This window comes from Rhizobium sp. AN80A (genome assembly GCF_030053015.1).
In the GTDB taxonomy this organism is placed as follows: domain Bacteria; phylum Pseudomonadota; class Alphaproteobacteria; order Rhizobiales; family Rhizobiaceae; genus Rhizobium; species Rhizobium metallidurans.
Genome location: NZ_JASJPX010000003.1, coordinates 1,891,343 through 1,908,471, shown reverse-complemented (window position 1 = coordinate 1,908,471; position 17,129 = coordinate 1,891,343). Strand labels below are relative to the sequence as shown.

Here is a 17,129-nt window from a genome sequence, read left to right as displayed (position 1 = left end):
ACACGTTTTAAGTGTGCGACTGTATTAACGAAGCCTCTTGATTGTTGTTAAAATGCGCTTCATCAATTGGGCGGGAAAGGTCACGGTTCAGGGCAACTTTTGCCATATTCGGGAGGTTATCTGTGCGCCATTGGATGTTTGAGTCGTGTTTTCGAAGGAATGCCGTTATGCGCTTCGTAGTTGCTACACTTTTGGCCACAGCGAGTTTTCTGTCGCCGATCAGCGGCTTTGCCGAAAGCGCCGACGTCGAGGCGACGATCAAGAACATCGACATGAGCAATCTCAGCCTCACGCTCGATGACGGCAAGACCTATCAGGCGTCGGAAGAGTTCAATTTCGAAGGCTTGAAGGCAGGTGTGAAGGTCATCGTCTTCTACACGGAAGTCGACGGAAAGCGCGTCATCAACGATCTCGATATCGTACAGTAATTCGGCCGGAGATCAGTTTCAGATCCAGCCGATCTGCTTCGTGTCGGTCTCGATCTTGAGAATCCGGTCCTGCGGGATCTCGCCCTCGGCCGCTTCATCCTTCGGCACGTCGGCGATCGTCCTGAACAGGCTGCGAATGACCCCGCCATGCGTGACGCAGACCGTCGGCCGGTCCACCTCGTTCAGCCAGGACGCCACCCGCCACGACATGATCTCGTAGCTCTCGGCATCCGCACCCGGCGGAATGAAATCCCACTTGTTGAGATTGCGCTCCGTGATCCGGTCACGCGCGGTCGCCTTCAGTTCCTTGACCGTGAAGCCTTCCCAGTCGCCGAACGAGACTTCCACCAGCCGCTCGTCGGTGCGGTAGTCCTCGGGCGGCAGGTTCATCGCTTCGCGGGCGATTTCCATCGTCGCGCGCGTGCGCCCGAGCGGGCTTGCGATGAAGTCGAATTCGATGCCTTCGACTTTCAGGATTTCCGCCAGGTTGATGCCGTTCTGGCGCGCCTGTTCACGGCCTATGGCATTGAGCGGAATGTCCTTTTGCCCTTGCAGGCGACGTTCCGCGTTCCAATCTGTCTGGCCGTGACGAATGACGTAGATAAGCAATGATCGGCTCCATATTGCAAACGGCCCCTGATCGCTTCCGCGAGGAGGGGCCGCGAGCATGACTCATAAGAGAGTACGATCAGTCTTTTATGACGGAAATATCCGGCGCGTCCACAGCCTTCATGCCGATAACATGGTAGCCGCTGTCGGCGTGATGCACTTCGCCCGTGACCGAGCGCGACAGGTCCGAAAGCATGTAGAGGCCGACATCGCCGACTTCTTCGATGGTGACGGTACGGCGCAGCGGCGCGTTGTATTCGTTCCACTTGAGAATGTAGCGGAAGTCGCCGATACCGGACGCCGCGAGCGTCTTGATCGGGCCGGCCGAGATCGCGTTGACGCGGATGTTCTTCGGTCCGAGATCGACCGCCAGATACTTCACGCTGGCTTCGAGCGCTGCCTTGGCGACGCCCATGACGTTGTAGTTCGGCATGACCTTTTCGGCGCCGTAATAGGTCAGCGTCAGCATCGAGCCGCCATCCGTCATCAGCTTCTCGGCGCGACGTGCGACCGAGGTGAAGGAATAGACGGAGATCTGCATCGTCTTGGCGAAGTTGTCCGCCGTGGTGTCGACGTAACGGCCGGTAAGCTCGTCCTTGTCCGAAAAGCCGATCGCATGCACGATGAAGTCGATCTTGCCCCAGGTCTTCTCGATATTGTCGAAAACCTCGTCGATCGATGCTTCATCGCTGACATCACAGTGTCCGGCAAGAATCCCGCCGAGTTCGGCTGCCAGCGGCTCGACCCGCTTCTTCAGCGCATCGCCCTGATAAGTAAAGGCAATCTCGCCGCCCTGTGCATGAATAGCCTTGGCAATGCCCCACGCAATCGACCGATTGTTGGCAACGCCCATGATGACGCCGCGCTTGCCTGACATGAGGCCTTGTGCCTGAGCCATGTTTCGCCCCTTAAATAATTGATCGATCCTGCCTATGGCATAGCCGGCCACCCTGTTCAAGATTGGCAGCAATCATCAACTGTTAGGGAGCGTAACAAAGGGTGCTATTGTCACCTAAAATTCACAAAAACAGCCCGTTCTTCATAATTCGCATCAGATCCGTGACCTTATCGTCGGGTTTTTCCCACAGGATAATGCGCAGTTCGACCACGAGATCGCCCTTTTCGCCATCCGTTTTGGGCAATCCCTGGCCTTCGAACCGGATTGATTTGTCCGATCCCGACCATGCCGGCACGGTGACCGTCAGCGGTCCGTTCGGCCCGTCGATGCGCGCGTCGGTGCCGAGCACGGCGTTCTCGATGGTGACGGGAAGGACGGTGTGCAGGTCGAACCCGTCGACGGTGAAGTCTGGGTGCGGCGCAATGTGGATGTTGACGACCGCGTCGCCGCGCTGCATGCCCGTCAGCTTGTGGCCCTGGCCCTTGAGGCGCACCGTCTGGCCTTCCGTCATGCCCGGTGTCAGCGTGAAGCCGGCGTCGCGGCCATCGCCGAGATCGACGTTCACCCAGGCGCCCTTCAGGATATCCTCGATGGTCACGGTCGCGATGGCCAGCTGATCCGGCGCCTTCTCGGGCACCGGTGCCGCGCCGCCGGTAAAGCGGCGGACGAAGGAGGTGAGCAGGCTGAGCGGCTGCAGGACGGCGCTGGTGGCGGCCGCTGCCTCTTCGGCGTGCTCGTCTTCCGTCGCCTTGCCGGCGACGCCGGCCTTGGCGCTCTCGTTTGGCTTGTCCGTCTGCCTGTCGGCCTCGGTACCCTCGGTCTCCGGACGCTTGGTCTTGCCGGAAGCAAAGCCGCGCGTCCGTCCGCCGCCGCTGGCGGTGCGGGCCTGCGCGCCGAAGATCCGTTCGATCATCTCTTCAGCCGGTTCGGCGGCGCCGGTCTGCTGCTGTTGCTGTTGCTGTTGTTGCGGCTGCTTGGCGGCCTCCGCGGCCGCCTTCTGCGCCGCCGCGCGCGCCAGCTCTTCCATCACCCGCTCGGCGTTTTCCTGCGCCTGCTTGGCGCGGATCGCCGCCTCGCGCGCCGCCTGGCGCTGCGCCATGATGGTGTTTTCGTTCTGCTTTTCGTTCTGCTTGGCTTCGGCCGCCCGTGCGGCGCTGTCGAAAAGACTGCGCTTCCTCGGGTCCTTCAGCGTGTCGTAGGCGCGGCCGATCTCGGCGAAGCGGGCGCCGGCCAACGGGTCGCCCTGATTGTGATCGGGGTGCACCACCTTGGCCATGTTGCGCCAGGCTGCCTTGATCTCGTCCTGCCCCGCATCGCGCCTGACGCCCAATATCTTATAAGGATCGCGCATGTTCCAAACCCGCCCGGTGTCCAAATGCGGGTTGCCCGTTTCCGTTGAGCGCCCCGCAGCCCCGATTAAACTCATTTGGTGCGCCGAAGTTCGCTTCGCGGGCGGAAAATCTGCGCACATATGCGAAGCACAGTCCCGTAAACTTGCTAATCAGTCCTTATTTGGCGCCAGGACACTCCACGGTTTTACGCGGGATGGTTATCTTTTGCTAAATCTTGAAGGAAAGGCCGGAGCAGCCGTTAACGCCTGCCCAAAAAGGCCGGTCAGCTTTCCGGCTGGAAGCTCAGCAGCTGCCAGTTGCCGCCGCCGACGAGGCAGGTCTTGCCGTAGAATTTCGAGATGCCGACATAGGAGTGGCGCGTCGTCTTGAACTGGCGGCAGACCTGGCCGGTGTCGTTGTTCTCGACGATCGTGTCGATCACGCCGGCGCTGCCTGTTGAGGCGTTCGCCCAGGGAAGCGGCCGTCCCTCAAGTCCGCGAATATCCGCCGATGTCACGGCATTGCCCACGGTCATTTCGTCGGAGATGCTGTCGCTCGTCGGCGCCGGCTGCGGCAGCGTGCCGGTCACCACCGAACGGTCGACCTTGTTGCCGCTCAGCATGTCGAGCCCGCCGGCCATGCAGCCGGAGAGAGAAAGCACGGCCACGCCGACAACGCAGATGGCCGCGCACTGGCGCATCAGGCCCTTTGTATGACGAACTGACTTTGCTATGACTTCCACCCTGTGTCCTGTCCAGTGGTTTTGGGCTGGGCAATTATCGAATAAACCCGGGGCATTTGAGCTAATATGTCGGAAAATGAGTTAACAACCAGTGACTTCACCGAGCAAAACGAGCCGTTCCAGCTCTTCGCGGAATGGCTGAAGGAGGCCGAGGCTTCCGAGATCAATGACCCGAATGCGGTGGCGCTTGCGACGGTCGACGAAGACGGCCTTCCCAATGTCCGCATGGTTCTCCTTAAGGGATTCGATCAAGACGGATTTGTGTTCTACACGAATTTCGAAAGTCAGAAAGGCCGCGAAGTCCTCGGCCAGAAAAAAGCGGCCATGTGCTTTCACTGGAAGACGCTGCGCCGCCAGGTCCGCTTGCGCGGCCCGGTTGAAGTGGTGAGCGACGAGGAGGCCGACGCCTATTACAAGACCCGCGCCCGCGGCAGCCGCATCGGCGCCTGGGCCTCCAGGCAGTCGCGCCCGCTCGAAAGCCGCTTCGCGCTGGAGAAAGCCGTCGCCGAATACACGGCCCGCTATGCGATCGGCGAGATTCCGCGCCCGCCGCACTGGTCTGGCTTTCGCATCCGGCCGACCTCGATCGAGTTCTGGAAAGACCAGAAGTTCCGGCTCCACGACCGCATCGAGTTCCGCCGCGCCGCGCCCGAGGGCGGCTGGGACAAGGTGCGGATGTACCCCTGAGCGCCACGTCCGGCGGGATGTCCGTTGGCACACCAGGAGGTCGCCGCCGATGACGCAAGGAAGGAGTGCCGTGCACCACGGCGCTTCCGTTTCGAATTTTCATCCTAGGTTGAAAAAAACGAGCCGCCGGAGAGGCGCCGCCGCTCGCGAATGGCGCGCGAGCTCAAAATAACGTGATCGGTGGATAATAGTCGGGCGGGGCCGATCGTCAGCCGCGATCGCCCATCAGCTTCAATGGAATCCCCGAAGCGAGGCCGGAGACATAGCGCGGTTTCTGGTAAAGGCCGTTGATCGACAGGCGGGGCAGGTAGGTGGAGCGCGCAAGCGATTGCCGGCCGATGACGCCGGGCTGCGTCGTGACCGCGACGGAAAAGCCGAGGTCCCTGGCGATCGTCGCCTGCTGCTGCGTCACCGCCTCGCGCGTTCCATAAGGATAGGCGAACGCCCCCGGGCGGTGGCCGCTGATCGCCTCGACATAATCCGAAGAGTGCGCCATCTCATCGCGAACCTCGGCGTCGGACAGCCGCGCCACGGCGCGGTGGCTGACGGTATGGGCGCCGAGCGAGGCGAGCGGACTGGCGTCGAGCAAGTTGAGCTCCGGCGCGCCCATCACCAGATCATCGACGATCTCGACCGGATCGACCCCGTGCGACCGCGCCAGCGCATCCACCGCCGATACGGCCGCCGTCTCCTCATGCGCGTGAATATAGCGCGCGAAGCGGGCGAAGGCGCGGTGCTTGTCCTGAGGGGTCGCGGTGTCGATCGTCTCGGCGCCGTCGCCGAAATCGAAGCTGATCTTCTCCTCGCGCCTCAAGAGCGCCGTCAGCGTCTCCCACCAGATCGTATGCGTCCGCTCGACCAGCCCCTTGGCCACGAAGATCGTGAACGGCGCCTCGTGCCGCTCGAAGACCGGCATGGCGTAGACCAGATTGTTGCGATAGCCGTCGTCGAGGGTGAACGCGGCGAAGGGCTGCGAGGGCTTCGGCTCCGCGAGCGCATCGGGAACCTCGGCCAGAGACACGAAGCGATAGCCGTCGCTCTTCAGTCGTGTCAGCACCGCGTCGAGAAATTCCGGCGTGATCTCCAGATGCGCGTTCGGCGAAAAGGCGGAAGGCTCGTAGGGGCGGACGTGATGCAGCGTGAAGATCGCGCCCATGCCGCGCGCGCCGCGCATCAGCCCGACCGAGCGCAGGAGGTTGGCCACCTCCAGCCCGCCTGTTATCGCGATTCTGCTTTGCCAGCATTCTGGCGTTCATCGTCTCCGCTCCGTTCGCGGGCTCGTGAGAAGGGCAAACTCTAGCAAGTCGGGGGTTAAGCCTTGCTGAACACCCACTTCGCACGCGTGGTTTACGGTTTTTTCACCATAAAGGATAAAATTTGACAAAAATGGTCCACGTTGCCGCAAAGTCGCGCCATATTGTGTCCTTCTGTACAAGAACGGGACAAATTCCGGGCGACGAGGGTCGGCCGTTCATCGAGGGGAAGTGCATGAGAAAGCTGTTGGCCGCGATTATAACCGCGACGTTGGTCGTTGCGGCGCCGTTGTCGGCCATGGCAGGCAACGCTTCGCTCATCCTCGATGCGAGAACCGGCAAGGTTCTGTCGTCTGAAAACGCCGATGTCCTCAATTATCCCGCGTCGCTCACCAAGATGATGACGATCTACATGGCCTTCGAGGCCATCAATCGCGGCAAGATGAGTTGGGATACGCCGATCGTCATGTCGAAATACGCCGCCTCCCGGCCGCCGACCAAGCTCGGCGTGCGGCCCGGCACGACGATCACCGTTCGCGAGGCGGTCCTCGGCATGGTCGTCAAGTCGGCCAACGACGCGGCCAGTGCGATGGGCGAGAAGCTCGGTGGCTCCGAAGCCAATTTCGCGCGCCTGATGACGCAGAAAGCCCGTCAGCTCGGCATGAGCCGCACCGTGTTCGCCAACGCGTCGGGCCTGCCGAATCGCCAGCAGGTGACCACGGCCCGCGACATGTCCACGCTCGCCATCGCCCTGATGAAGAACTATCCCCGCGAATATCGCCTGTTTGCGACCGAGAGCTTCAATTTCCGCGGCCGCACGATCCGCGGCCACAACAACCTGATGTACCGTTACCAGGGCATGGACGGCATCAAGACCGGCTATACCAACGCCTCGGGCTTCAACCTCGTCAGCGCCGTCAGTGACGGCAACCGCCGCTTGGTCGGCGTGGTGCTGGGCGGCCGCACCGCCCGCAGCCGCGACGACAAGATGGCCGGCCTGCTCGACAAGGCCATGGGCCGCGCATCGTCTTCGGGCGGCGCCCGCCTGGTTGCCAGCGTCAATTCGCGCCAGCCGGTCGAAGTCGCTTCCGCGGCAGCCGCGAGCGACCTGCCGGTTCCGGCATCGGCGCCGCGCGTCGAGGATGTCGCGCCGGCCGCGCCGGAGATTGCCCGCAGCGAGCTGACGCCGAGAGCCCTCGGCTACCTCACCGACACCATTCCGCAGGAGCGTCCGTCCGCGCTCGACGCCGTGACCCCGCCGGCCAGACTTGCCCCCTCGGCGAAGCCGCCCGCATCGGTCGCCTCGACGGGCGACTGGCAGATCCAGATCTCCGCCGCCCCGAGCGACGACGCCGCCCGCGCGCTTCTCGCCCAGGCCAAGTCCGAAGGCGGCGCCGCGCTGAAGTTGGCCAACCCCTATACCGAAGCCGTCGGCTCCGGCGCCAACAAGGTCTACCGTGCCCGCTTCGTCGGCTTCCAGAGCCGCGACGCCGCCACCTCCGCCTGCGACGCGCTGAAGAAGCGCTCCTACGACTGCATGCTGCTTCCCGACCGCGGCTGATCCCGCCCACCTGAGAGCATGGACATTGCCGATGAATCAGGGTTCTCCTACGTAAACGAAAGGAGAACGTGATGCTGGATGATCTTGCCCTGAAATTCGAGCGGGCCTCGCGTGCCTATGTCGAGGAAAACGGCATCACCCGCGATGCCGACTGGTTCTTGCTGAAACTCCAGGAAGAGATGGGGGAGCTGACCCAGGCCTGGAACCGCGTGAGCGGGCGAGGGCGGCCCAAGGGGCGCTCCGGCGAAGAGATGGTCCGCGACCTCGAAGACGAGGCGGCCGACGTGCTCGGCCACATCCTCCTCTTCGCGCACAGGAATAACCTCGACCTGGCCGCCGCGATCAAGCGCAAGTGGCTGTTTTCATTGGAAGATTATGGTGCGAACAGTTGAAGACAGCGCCCGCCCGGTCATGCACGAGCGCTGCTTTTTTCCTGTAATCAGGTTTGCGTGCCGCCGACGGTGACCTGGTCCATCCTCAGATGCGGCTGGCCGACGCCAACGGGAACCCACTGTCCCGCCTTGCCGCAATTGCCGATGCCGGTGTCGAGCTTCATGTCGTTGCCGACCATGGAAATCCGCTTCATCGCATCCGGACCATTGCCGATCAGCATGGCGCCCTTGACGGCGGGACCGATCTTGCCGTTCTCGATCAGATAGGCCTCGGTGCAGCCGAACACGAACTTGCCGGATGTGATGTCGACCTGTCCGCCGCCGAAGGAGACGGCATAGATGCCCTTCTTCACCGAGGCGATGATTTCTTCCGGCGTCTTGTCGCCACCAAGCATGTAGGTGTTGGTCATGCGCGGCATCGGCACATGCGCGTATCCCTGCCGGCGGCCGTTGCCCGTCGGCTTCATGCCCATCAGCCGGGCGTTCTGCCGATCCTGCATGTAGCCGGTGAGCTTGCCGTTTTCGATCAGCACGTTGTAGCCCGAAGGCGTGCCCTCGTCGTCGATGGTGATCGAGCCGCGGCGGCTGTCGATCGTGCCGTCGTCGACCACGGTGACGCCGGGGGCGGCGACCATCTGGCCGAGCAGGCCGGCGAAGGCCGACGTCTTCTTGCGGTTGAAGTCGCCTTCCAGCCCGTGGCCGACGGCCTCGTGCAGCATCACGCCCGGCCAGCCGGAGGAGAGCACCACGTCCATCGTGCCCGCGGGCGCGTCGATCGCCTCGAGATTGACGAGAGCCTGGCGCAGCGCCTCGTCGGCGCCATACTGCCAGTTGCCCTCGGCGATGAAGTCGCCGAAGCCGATGCGTCCGCCGCTGCCGTAGGAGCCGCTTTCCTGGCGGTCGCCCTGGCCGACCATGACGGAGATGTTGATGCGCGTCATCGGCCGGATATCGCGGACCCGGTGGCCGTCGGCGCGCAGGATGTCGACCACCTGCCAGCTGGCGGCGACCGAAGCCGTCACCTGCCGGACCTTGTCGTCCTTGCCGCGCAGATAGGCGTCGATGTCCTGCAGAACCTTAACCTTCTCCTCGAAGGTGGGCGAGCCGATCGGGTTCTCGTCGCTGTAGAGCTTCTTGTTGGTGCCTTGCGGAGCGGCCGCATAGCTGCCGGAATAGCCGCGCGTCACCGCGCCCACCGCGTCGGCCGCCCGCTTCAGCGCCGAAACCGAGAGATCGCCCGCATGAGCGTAACCGACGGCTTCGCCCGCCACCGCGCGCAGTCCGAAACCCTGCTCGGTGTTGAAGCTGCCGCCCTTGAGGCGGCCATTGTCGAACATCAGCGATTCGGCCTGCGCGTGCTCGATGTAGAGCTCCCCGTCGTCCGAACCGGAAAGGGCCTCGGCGACAAGCGAACGCATCTTCGCTTCATCGGCGTCGAAAAGCGTCAGGAGATCGGTATTCATGGCGTTATGCTCCGCTGCGGCAGGAAATGCTTCCTGCCGATGTAGGTCCCGGGGACGGTTCGAGCAAGTGTCGAATTGGTAAGGATCGCACAAGCGACCATAAGCGGATAGCAGGCCCTGCGATCAGGGAAGCGCGTCGTAGCCTTCCGCGAAGCCCTTGAGGTCGACGGGAATGCCAATGCCCTCTTCAGGCGTCTGGAAGACGATGAAGGTGGCGCTGGCGCCGCTGCGGAAGGTCTTCAGCAGCTCGTCCTCAAGCACGACTTCGGCGTAGCAGCCGTCGGCGAAGCAGCGCACGAAGTAGGCGCGGCCGATATCCTTGCCATCGACGTTGAGGCCGAGGCCGTTCGGCAGAAGCACGCCGAGCGGTGCGAGAACGCGCAGAATCTTCGATTTGCGGTCGGCGGTCTTCAGTACCACCACCGAGAGGCCCACTTCCGGCCGGTCCTCGGCGATCACGTTCTGCATCAGCGCGCATTGCTCGACGGAAGCGCCGGCCGGCTTGTCGCAGACCACGGACCATGCGCCGTGATTGGAGCGGACGGTGCCGGGTGCCTGCGGTTGCGTCTGTCCTGGTGTCGCCTGCGCGGCAGGGGCGCCGGGAGCGGGCTGCCCTGGCGCTGGCTGCTGTGCGAAAGCCGGAACGATCGCCGCGGCGGTGATGCAAGCCGACAGCACGAACGGCCGCACTCGGGAACGAAAACCCATGAAAACCTCTGCAGTTCGAATCAGTGCCGCTAAGTTGGGGCGGGCCGTCCAAAATGAAAAGCCCCAACCGCTGAAAAGCGGGGGACTACGGCGGAAATGGGACGTTTCTTGATTATTCTTGGAAAGGGTGGCTGGCCGACGCCAACATTTTCCGTATCATAGGGAAAATCACGGCATGTTTCGATGCGCCCGGAGGAGGGGTGTAACGAAGCGAAAATGCCGCATGGCCAAACTCTTTGGATTATTGCGGCAAGTGCTAAACTGTGGTTTGAAGCGCATGAGGATGGCAAGGATTCTGCGTGGTGTTGCACGCGGGTCAGCGCTCGAGGGAGATGAAACGTGATTAAGAAGGCCTATGCAGGCATGACCGCGATGGTCTGTCTGCTTTTTGCTTCCGGCAGTTATGCCGATCAACCGTTGCCGTGGCAGACCACTTTGCAGCCTGCCGCGACGCCGATCATGCGCAGTATTCGTTGGTTCGAACAGTATACTCTTTGGTTTATTGTTCCCGTGACGCTGTTCGTGCTCGTTCTTCTTATCATCGTCTGTCTTCGCTTCCGCGCCGGTGCCAATCCGACGCCATCCAAGACGAGCCACAACACCGCGATCGAGATCGCCTGGACCGTGGGACCGGTCCTGGTGCTGCTCTTCCTGGCGATTCCGTCGTTCAATCTCCTGACCGCGCAGCTGACGCTTCCTGAAAACCCTGATGTCACCATCAAGGCGACCGCGACGCAGTGGCAGTGGAACTATGAATACGAAGGCTCGGGCGACAATCCGCTGGCCTTCGACAGCTTTCTCCTGAAGGATCAGGACCGCGCCGCCGCCGGCAAGGAAGACAAGGCCAGGTATCCGCGCCTTCTGGCCGTCGACAACGAACTCGTGCTGCCGGTCAACAAGACGGTGCGCGTGCTCGTGACGGCGGCGCCGACCGACGTCATTCACGCCTTCGCGATGCCGTCCTTCGGCATCAAGATCGATGCCGTGCCCGGCCGCCTGAACGAAACCTGGTTCCGCCCCGAGCGCGAGGGTCTGTTCTACGGGCAGTGTTCCGAACTTTGCGGCAAGGACCATGCGTTCATGCCGATCGCCATTCGCGTCGTTTCCGAGGACAAGTACAAGCAGTGGATGGCGTCCGCCGCCTCCGACCTGCCGGGTGCTTACAAGAACCTCATGGCTGAAACCGATGGTCCCGCACGGGCCGTCGATGTCGCCGAAAACGTCGCTCAGTAAAGGAAAAGGAACGGGACATGGCTGGACCTTCCGCACACGATCATTCGCACGACCACGATCATGGCGCGCACGCCCATGACGATCATGACCACTCGCACAAGCCGAGTTTCGTCAATCGCTGGCTCTTTTCGACCAACCACAAGGACATCGGCACGCTCTACCTGATCTTCGCGATCATGGCCGGCATCGTCGGTGGCGCGCTTTCCGTCGCCATGCGCATGGAGCTGCAGGAGCCGGGCATCCAGATCTTCCACGGCCTGGCCTCGCTGGTCTACGGCTACGAGGGCGATGCCGCCATCGACGGCGCCAAGCAGATGTTCAACATGTTCACGACCGCGCACGCGCTGATCATGATCTTCTTCATGGTCATGCCGGCGATGATCGGCGGTTTCGCCAACTGGATGGTGCCGATCATGATCGGCGCCCCGGACATGGCCTTCCCGCGTCTGAACAACATCTCCTTCTGGCTGATCGTTCCGGCCTTCATCCTGCTCATCATGTCGATGTTCGTGGAAGGGCCCGCGGGCGCCTACGGTGCCGGCGGCGGCTGGACCATGTATCCGCCGCTCTCCAGCTCCGGCACGCCGGGCCCCGCGGTGGATCTCGTGATCCTCTCGCTCCACATCGCCGGCGCGTCGTCGATCCTCGGCGCGATCAACTTCATCACCACGATCCTCAACATGCGCGCGCCCGGCATGACGCTGCACAAGATGCCGCTCTTCGCCTGGTCGGTGCTGATCACCGCCTTCCTGCTTCTGCTGTCGCTCCCGGTTCTGGCCGGCGCCATCACCATGATGCTGACCGACCGCAACTTCGGCACCTCCTTCTTCGTGCCCGAGGGCGGCGGCGACCCGATCCTCTACCAGCACCTGTTCTGGTTCTTCGGTCACCCCGAGGTCTACATCCTGATCCTGCCCGGCTTCGGCATCATCAGCCACATCATCTCGACCTTCTCGAGAAAGCCGATCTTCGGTTATCTCGGCATGGCCTACGCCATGGTCGCGATCGGTGCCGTCGGCTTCGTCGTCTGGGCGCACCACATGTACACGGTCGGCCTGTCGCTCGACGCGCAGCGCTACTTCGTCTTCGCGACGATGGTCATCGCCGTTCCGACGGGCGTGAAGATCTTCTCCTGGATCGCGACGATGTGGGGTGGCTCGATCACCTTCTCGACGCCGATGGTCTGGGCGATCGGCTTCATCTTCCTGTTCACGGTCGGTGGCGTCACCGGCGTGCAGCTGGCGAACGCCGGTCTCGACCGTTCGCTGCATGACACCTACTACGTCGTGGCGCACTTCCACTACGTTCTGTCGCTCGGCGCCGTCTTCGCCATCTTCGCGGCCTGGTACTACTGGTTCCCGAAGATGACCGGCTACATGTACAACGAGTTCATCGGCAAGCTGCACTTCTGGGTCATGTTCATCGGCGTCAACCTGGTGTTCTTCCCGCAGCACTTCCTCGGGCTGGCCGGCATGCCGCGCCGCTACATCGACTATCCGGATGCCTTCGCCGGCTGGAACTATGTGTCCTCCATCGGCTCCTACATCTCGGCCTTCGGTGTTCTGATCTTCCTCTTCGGCGTCTACGAAGCCTTCGCCAAGAAGCGCGTCGCCGGAAACAATCCGTGGGGCGAGGGTGCTACGACCCTCGAGTGGCAGCTTTCCTCGCCGCCGCCCTATCACCAATGGGAACAGCTCCCGCGCATCAAGTAAAAGGGTGCGAGACATCGCGACCGCCGCCGAAGTTGCGTGGCGGTCGCGCTCCAAGTTTGCAGGACAAGAGTAAATGACAGTTATCGACGATCGCAGCAGCCTAGGAGACGACAGCGAGTTTCTCCTGTCGGAAGCCAGCGCACGCGATTATTTCGAGCTCCTCAAGCCGCGCGTCATGTCGCTTGTGGTCTTCACCGCATTCGCCGGCCTGATCGTGGCGCCGGGCTACATCAATCCCGTCATCGGGATCATCGCGATCCTTTGCATCGCCGTCGGCGCGGGCGCGTCGGGCGCGCTCAACATGTGGTACGATGCCGATATCGACGCCGTGATGACGCGCACCGCCAAGCGTCCGATCCCGGCCGGCCGCATCAAGCCCAACGAGGCGCTGGCCTTCGGCCTCGTGCTCGCCAGTTTTTCCGTGTCGATCCTCGGGCTCGCCGTCAACTGGCTCGCAGCCTCGATCCTGGCCTTCACCATCTTCTTCTACGCCGTCGTCTACACGATGTGGCTGAAGCGCTCGACGCCGCAGAACATCGTCATCGGCGGCGCCGCCGGCGCCTTCCCGCCGATGATCGGCTGGGCCTGCGTCACCAACAGCGTCACCATCGAGAGCGTCACGCTCTTCATGATCATCTTCCTTTGGACGCCGGCGCATTTCTGGGCGCTGGCGCTGTTCAAGATGCGCGATTACGAGGCCGTCGGCGTGCCGATGCTGCCCAATGTCTCGGGCGAGCGCACCACCAAGAACCAGATCGTCGTCTACGCCGTCCTGAGCGCGGTCAGCGCCGTTGCGCCGACCTTCCTCGGCTTCGCCAGCATCGGCTACGGCGCCGTCGCCGGCCTGCTTGGCGCCGGCTTCGTCTACTGGTCCGTCATCTGCTGGCGCATGCCCGAAGGCGACGAGAAGATGGTGCCGGCCAAGAAGCTCTTCGGCTATTCGATCTTCTACCTCTTCGCCGTCTTCTCGGCGCTGATGTTCGATCGCCTGGCTGCCTATGTCGTGACTGGCGGAGGTTCGTGGCTGTGATCGATACCGTCAAGCTGACCGACGCCCAGCGCAAGTCTCGCCGCAACCGCAACGTCGCGCTCGGGCTGGTTCTGGCCGGTCTGGTCGTGATCTTCTACGCCATAACAATCGTGAAGTTTATGTAGGACACCGGGGACATGAACGATCAGCAAGGCACGCCGAGAAAACCGCGCAACAACGGCGCCGTCGTCCTCATGTGCCTTGCCTTCGTCTTCGGCATGGGCGCGGCAAGCTATGCCGCCGTGCCGCTCTATAGGATGTTCTGTCAGCTGACCGGGTATGGCGGCACGACGCAGCGCGTCGAGCAGGCCTCGTCCGTCATCCTCGACCGCAAGATCCGCGTCACCTTCGATGCCAATGTCGCGCCCGGGCTGGAATGGGAGTTCAAGCCGGTCCAGCGCGAGGTCAATCCGCGCATCGGCGAAACGATCCAGGTGAATTTCACCGCCGTCAACAGATCCAGCAAGCCCTCGCGCGGCCAGGCCGTGTTCAATGTCACGCCGGGCGAGGCGGGTGTCTACTTCAACAAGGTGCAGTGCTTCTGCTTCAGCGATACCGAGCTCAAGCCGGGCGAGACGCTGGACATGCCCGTCGTCTTCTACATCGATGCCGACATCACCAAGGCCGTGGAATCCAGGAACATCCACACGGTCACCTTGTCCTATACGTTCTATCCGAAGGAAGGACCGAAGCCGGTGGCTTCGAGCGAGGATAAAACGCAAAAGCTGGAAAAGAAACTTTAATACTGGGTCCGTTCCGGCCACGCCGGAGCGGAGAGGAATAGATCCGGGGGAGTGCATATGGCCGACGCGCATCAGAAAAATCACGATTACCACATCATAGATCCGAGCCCGTGGCCGCTGCTGGCCTCGATCGGCGCCTTCGTCATGGCCTTCGGCGGCGTCGGCTTCATGCGCTACCTCAACGGCGGCTCGTTGCGTCTCTTCGGCATCGAATGGGCGCATCCCTGGCTGTTCTTCATCGGCCTCGCCGTCATTCTCTACGTGATGTTCGGCTGGTGGTCCGACACGGTGAAGGAGGCCCATGAGGGCTCTCACACGCGTGTCGTGTCGCTGCACCTGCGCTACGGCATGATCATGTTCATCGCCTCGGAAGTGATGTTCTTCGTCGCCTGGTTCTGGGCCTATTTCGACGCCAGCCTGTTTCCGAACGAGGCCATCCAGGCCTCCCGCGTCGCCTTCACCGGCGGCCAGTGGCCGCCCAAGGGCATCGAGGTTCTCGACCCCTGGCACCTGCCGATCTACAACACCGTCATCCTGCTGCTCTCGGGCACCACGGTCACCTGGGCGCACCATGCGCTGCTGCACAACGACCGCAAGGGCCTCATCCAGGGCCTGACGCTGACGGTGCTGCTCGGCGTGCTGTTCTCCACCGTCCAGGCCTACGAATACGCCAACGCGCCGTTCGCCTTCAAGAACTCGATCTACGGCGCCACCTTCTTCATGGCGACCGGCTTCCACGGCTTCCACGTGCTCGTCGGCACGATCTTCCTGGTCGTCTGCCTGATCCGTTCGATACGCGGCGATTTCACCCCCAAGCAACACTTCGGCTTCGAGGCGGCGGCCTGGTACTGGCACTTCGTCGACGTGGTCTGGCTCTTCCTGTTCTTCTCGATCTACGTCTGGGGCGGCTGGGGCGCACCACTCGCGGCGGGGTGAGGGCCGCGGGATTGAATTGAATAAGGCGGGTCGTGGGACCAGCCTCAAATGCAAATGCGGAGCCATCGAGATGTGGCTCCGCATTTTTTGTTTCGGGGGATGGGGGCGGCCCTCAGCTTCGTCTCACCTGTGGCCCCCTCACCCTACCCTCTCCCCGAGGGGGAGAGGGGGAAGATCGCGCAGAGGGCGCCGCTTATCCCTTCTCCCCCTGCGGGGAGCAACCATGTCTCATCCTTTCACATATTTCGGCGTCCATTCGGTCTGTCGGGTGAGGATTGTGTTGGCGAGAATGACGAGTTTGCGGGCCACCGCGATGACCGCGCACAGGTGCTCCTTGCCGTTGCCGCGCAACCGCGTGTAGAAGGCCGCCAGATCCGGATTGTGCCGGCTGGCGGTGAAGGCGCACATGAAAAGGCTCTTGCGCAGCCGTTCGCGACCGCCTTGGATCCGGCGCCTGCCGCGATGCTTGCCGCTGTCGTCATCATAGGGTGCGACACCGGCAAGGGCGGCGACCTCGTTGCGGCCGGCATGGCCGAGTTCGGGCATGCGGATGACGAGGCACAGCGCGCTGCGCATTCCGATCCCCTTGATGGAGACCAGAAGGTCGAGCCGCCGCGCCAGATCGGGGTCGCCGCGAACCAGCTTTTCGAGCCGCAGCATATGCGCATTGCGGCAGGTCTCGAGCCTGGCGATCTCGCGGGCGTGCCGGCGCTTGACGATCTCAGGCACGGCGGTCTCGGCGAATGTCTTCACCAGCGCGACCTGCTGTTCGATCTGCTCCAGATAGGTCAGTTCGGCCGAAAGCCGGTCGAAGCGGGCATCGGGCAGCGCCGGCAGCGTCTTCAGGCTGGCGGTGAAGACGGCAATCAGCGTGGCGTCCAGCCGGTCGTTCTTGGCCCGCTGCAATCGGCTTCTGGCGAAGTACCGCAATTGCGCCGGCTGCAGGCGCGCCGCCGGGCGCTTCTTGCCCCGCAGATGCACCATCAGCCGCCATTCGTAGCCACCGGAGGCTTCGAAGCCGACCCTTTTGGCATCATGCTCTTGAAGAAAGGCGTCGAGCCGCTTCAGGCCCGCCGCGTCGTAGGTGACCCGCAGCCGCGCGTCACCGGGATGGATGGCGATGTCGAGATGGCTTTTGCCGACATCGATTCCGGCACAGATCATGCTATCATCGGTCATCTTCGTCGTCCCTGTCTTGGATACGAACCCCAAGGTTCCTGCAACCACACGGGCCTGATGAAGAGCCGGTTGCGATCCTGCTCCCCACAGCCCCTGACGGCTGAGAAGGTGACGATCCGACAACCAGCTGCCGGGCGGGTGGCCACCCGCCCGGCAGAAACAACTATCTCATATTTTGATCATCCAAGAAGGTGCCCGAAGGGCGGATGAGGGGGCTCCGGATG

Annotated in this window: 18 protein-coding genes; 10 read left to right on the top strand and 8 right to left on the bottom strand. The window is 62.7% G+C overall.

Annotated elements, in window-relative coordinates:
- The first annotated feature begins 167 nt into the window (after nt 1-167).
- Nucleotides 168-428: a DUF1344 domain-containing protein gene (locus P3R82_RS21065; protein ID WP_018902046.1), complete on the top strand. Its 261-nt coding sequence runs from the start codon at nt 168-170 to the stop codon at nt 426-428.
- Nucleotides 429-446: 18 nt separating this feature from the next.
- On the opposite strand, the gene P3R82_RS21060 is transcribed toward P3R82_RS21065, so the two are convergent.
- From P3R82_RS21060 to P3R82_RS21045, 4 genes are all read right to left on the bottom strand, one after another.
- Nucleotides 447-1,037, bottom strand: coding sequence for a histidine phosphatase family protein (locus P3R82_RS21060; protein ID WP_283195203.1), 591 nt, complete (start codon nt 1,035-1,037; stop codon nt 447-449).
- 79 nt (nt 1,038-1,116) lie between these two features.
- A complete protein-coding gene (gene fabI, locus P3R82_RS21055) occupies nt 1,117-1,935 on the bottom strand; it encodes an enoyl-ACP reductase FabI (protein ID WP_112430040.1) in 819 nt (272 codons plus the stop codon).
- A 121-nt stretch (nt 1,936-2,056) separates the two neighbouring features.
- On the bottom strand, nt 2,057-3,286 hold the full coding sequence (locus P3R82_RS21050; protein WP_283195202.1) for a DnaJ C-terminal domain-containing protein: 1,230 nt from the start codon (nt 3,284-3,286) through the stop codon (nt 2,057-2,059).
- A gap of 263 nt (nt 3,287-3,549) precedes the next feature.
- A complete protein-coding gene (locus P3R82_RS21045; RefSeq protein ID WP_183902127.1) occupies nt 3,550-4,008 on the bottom strand; it encodes an RT0821/Lpp0805 family surface protein in 459 nt (152 codons plus the stop codon).
- A gap of 66 nt (nt 4,009-4,074) precedes the next feature.
- Between P3R82_RS21045 and pdxH the strand changes: the two genes are divergently transcribed.
- The gene (pdxH, locus tag P3R82_RS21040; RefSeq protein WP_183902126.1) at nt 4,075-4,695 is read left to right on the top strand and encodes a pyridoxamine 5'-phosphate oxidase; all 621 of its coding nucleotides are present in this window, start codon (nt 4,075-4,077) and stop codon (nt 4,693-4,695) included.
- A gap of 208 nt (nt 4,696-4,903) precedes the next feature.
- On the opposite strand, the gene P3R82_RS21035 is transcribed toward pdxH, so the two are convergent.
- Nucleotides 4,904-5,869 (bottom strand): polysaccharide deacetylase family protein, encoded by a 966-nt coding sequence (locus tag P3R82_RS21035; protein ID WP_283196392.1) that lies wholly within the window; start codon nt 5,867-5,869, stop codon nt 4,904-4,906.
- Nucleotides 5,870-6,183: 314 nt separating this feature from the next.
- Here P3R82_RS21035 and P3R82_RS21030 point away from each other — a divergent pair, with 314 nt between their 5' ends.
- On the top strand, nt 6,184-7,509 hold the full coding sequence (locus P3R82_RS21030; protein WP_183902124.1) for a D-alanyl-D-alanine carboxypeptidase family protein: 1,326 nt from the start codon (nt 6,184-6,186) through the stop codon (nt 7,507-7,509).
- A gap of 71 nt (nt 7,510-7,580) precedes the next feature.
- Nucleotides 7,581-7,901, top strand: coding sequence for a pyrophosphatase (locus P3R82_RS21025; RefSeq protein ID WP_283195201.1), 321 nt, complete (start codon nt 7,581-7,583; stop codon nt 7,899-7,901).
- 47 nt (nt 7,902-7,948) lie between these two features.
- Here P3R82_RS21025 and tldD read toward each other — a convergent pair whose 3' ends face one another.
- Both tldD and P3R82_RS21015 read right to left on the bottom strand, forming a co-directional pair.
- Complete coding sequence (gene tldD, locus P3R82_RS21020) at nt 7,949-9,364, bottom strand: metalloprotease TldD (RefSeq protein ID WP_283195200.1); 1,416 nt, start codon at nt 9,362-9,364, stop codon at nt 7,949-7,951.
- 123 nt (nt 9,365-9,487) lie between these two features.
- Nucleotides 9,488-10,072: an invasion associated locus B family protein gene (locus P3R82_RS21015; protein WP_183902122.1), complete on the bottom strand. Its 585-nt coding sequence runs from the start codon at nt 10,070-10,072 to the stop codon at nt 9,488-9,490.
- A gap of 339 nt (nt 10,073-10,411) precedes the next feature.
- On the opposite strand from P3R82_RS21015, the gene coxB reads away from it, so the two are divergent.
- The 6 genes from coxB (at nt 10,412) to P3R82_RS20985 (ending at nt 15,726) form a co-directional block, all read left to right on the top strand.
- On the top strand, nt 10,412-11,305 hold the full coding sequence (coxB, locus tag P3R82_RS21010; RefSeq protein WP_283195199.1) for a cytochrome c oxidase subunit II: 894 nt from the start codon (nt 10,412-10,414) through the stop codon (nt 11,303-11,305).
- Between the two features lie 17 nt (nt 11,306-11,322).
- Nucleotides 11,323-13,017, top strand: a complete 1,695-nt coding sequence (ctaD, locus tag P3R82_RS21005; RefSeq protein ID WP_183902120.1) for a cytochrome c oxidase subunit I — start codon at nt 11,323-11,325, stop codon at nt 13,015-13,017.
- 73 nt (nt 13,018-13,090) lie between these two features.
- Nucleotides 13,091-14,047, top strand: a complete 957-nt coding sequence (gene cyoE, locus P3R82_RS21000; RefSeq protein WP_283195198.1) for a heme o synthase — start codon at nt 13,091-13,093, stop codon at nt 14,045-14,047.
- On the top strand, nt 14,038-14,172 hold the full coding sequence (locus tag P3R82_RS20995; RefSeq protein ID WP_281393629.1) for a hypothetical protein: 135 nt from the start codon (nt 14,038-14,040) through the stop codon (nt 14,170-14,172). Before cyoE ends, P3R82_RS20995 begins: the two co-directional genes overlap by 10 nt.
- Before the next feature lie 12 nt (nt 14,173-14,184).
- The gene (locus P3R82_RS20990) at nt 14,185-14,790 is read left to right on the top strand and encodes a cytochrome c oxidase assembly protein (protein WP_283195197.1); all 606 of its coding nucleotides are present in this window, start codon (nt 14,185-14,187) and stop codon (nt 14,788-14,790) included.
- Nucleotides 14,791-14,847: 57 nt separating this feature from the next.
- Entirely contained in the window at nt 14,848-15,726 is an 879-nt protein-coding gene (locus P3R82_RS20985) for a cytochrome c oxidase subunit 3 (RefSeq protein ID WP_283195196.1), read from the top strand.
- Between the two features lie 228 nt (nt 15,727-15,954).
- Here the strand turns inward: P3R82_RS20985 and P3R82_RS20980 are convergent, their stop codons facing one another.
- Nucleotides 15,955-16,905, bottom strand: coding sequence for an IS110 family transposase (locus tag P3R82_RS20980; RefSeq protein ID WP_283195195.1), 951 nt, complete (start codon nt 16,903-16,905; stop codon nt 15,955-15,957).
- Nucleotides 16,906-17,129: the final 224 nt, after the last annotated feature.

What these genes read in the sequence shown, in the direction of transcription:
- P3R82_RS20985 (WP_283195196.1), top strand. Translation starts at nt 14,848, where the DNA reads ATGGCCGACGCGCATCAGAAAAATCACGATTACCACATCATAGATCCG.
- P3R82_RS21065 (WP_018902046.1), top strand. Translation starts at nt 168, where the DNA reads ATGCGCTTCGTAGTTGCTACACTTTTGGCCACAGCGAGTTTTCTGTCG.
- P3R82_RS21025 (WP_283195201.1), top strand. Translation starts at nt 7,581, where the DNA reads ATGCTGGATGATCTTGCCCTGAAATTCGAGCGGGCCTCGCGTGCCTAT.
- P3R82_RS21030 (WP_183902124.1), top strand. Translation starts at nt 6,184, where the DNA reads ATGAGAAAGCTGTTGGCCGCGATTATAACCGCGACGTTGGTCGTTGCG.
- P3R82_RS21035 (WP_283196392.1), bottom strand. Translation starts at nt 5,869, where the DNA reads ATGCGCGGCGCGCGCGGCATGGGCGCGATCTTCACGCTGCATCACGTC.
- P3R82_RS21015 (WP_183902122.1), bottom strand. Translation starts at nt 10,072, where the DNA reads ATGGGTTTTCGTTCCCGAGTGCGGCCGTTCGTGCTGTCGGCTTGCATC.
- cyoE (WP_283195198.1), top strand. Translation starts at nt 13,091, where the DNA reads ATGACAGTTATCGACGATCGCAGCAGCCTAGGAGACGACAGCGAGTTT.
- pdxH (WP_183902126.1), top strand. Translation starts at nt 4,075, where the DNA reads ATGTCGGAAAATGAGTTAACAACCAGTGACTTCACCGAGCAAAACGAG.
- tldD (WP_283195200.1), bottom strand. Translation starts at nt 9,364, where the DNA reads ATGAATACCGATCTCCTGACGCTTTTCGACGCCGATGAAGCGAAGATG.
- P3R82_RS20980 (WP_283195195.1), bottom strand. Translation starts at nt 16,905, where the DNA reads ATGACCGATGATAGCATGATCTGTGCCGGAATCGATGTCGGCAAAAGC.
- P3R82_RS20990 (WP_283195197.1), top strand. Translation starts at nt 14,185, where the DNA reads ATGAACGATCAGCAAGGCACGCCGAGAAAACCGCGCAACAACGGCGCC.
- ctaD (WP_183902120.1), top strand. Translation starts at nt 11,323, where the DNA reads ATGGCTGGACCTTCCGCACACGATCATTCGCACGACCACGATCATGGC.
- P3R82_RS21050 (WP_283195202.1), bottom strand. Translation starts at nt 3,286, where the DNA reads ATGCGCGATCCTTATAAGATATTGGGCGTCAGGCGCGATGCGGGGCAG.
- fabI (WP_112430040.1), bottom strand. Translation starts at nt 1,935, where the DNA reads ATGGCTCAGGCACAAGGCCTCATGTCAGGCAAGCGCGGCGTCATCATG.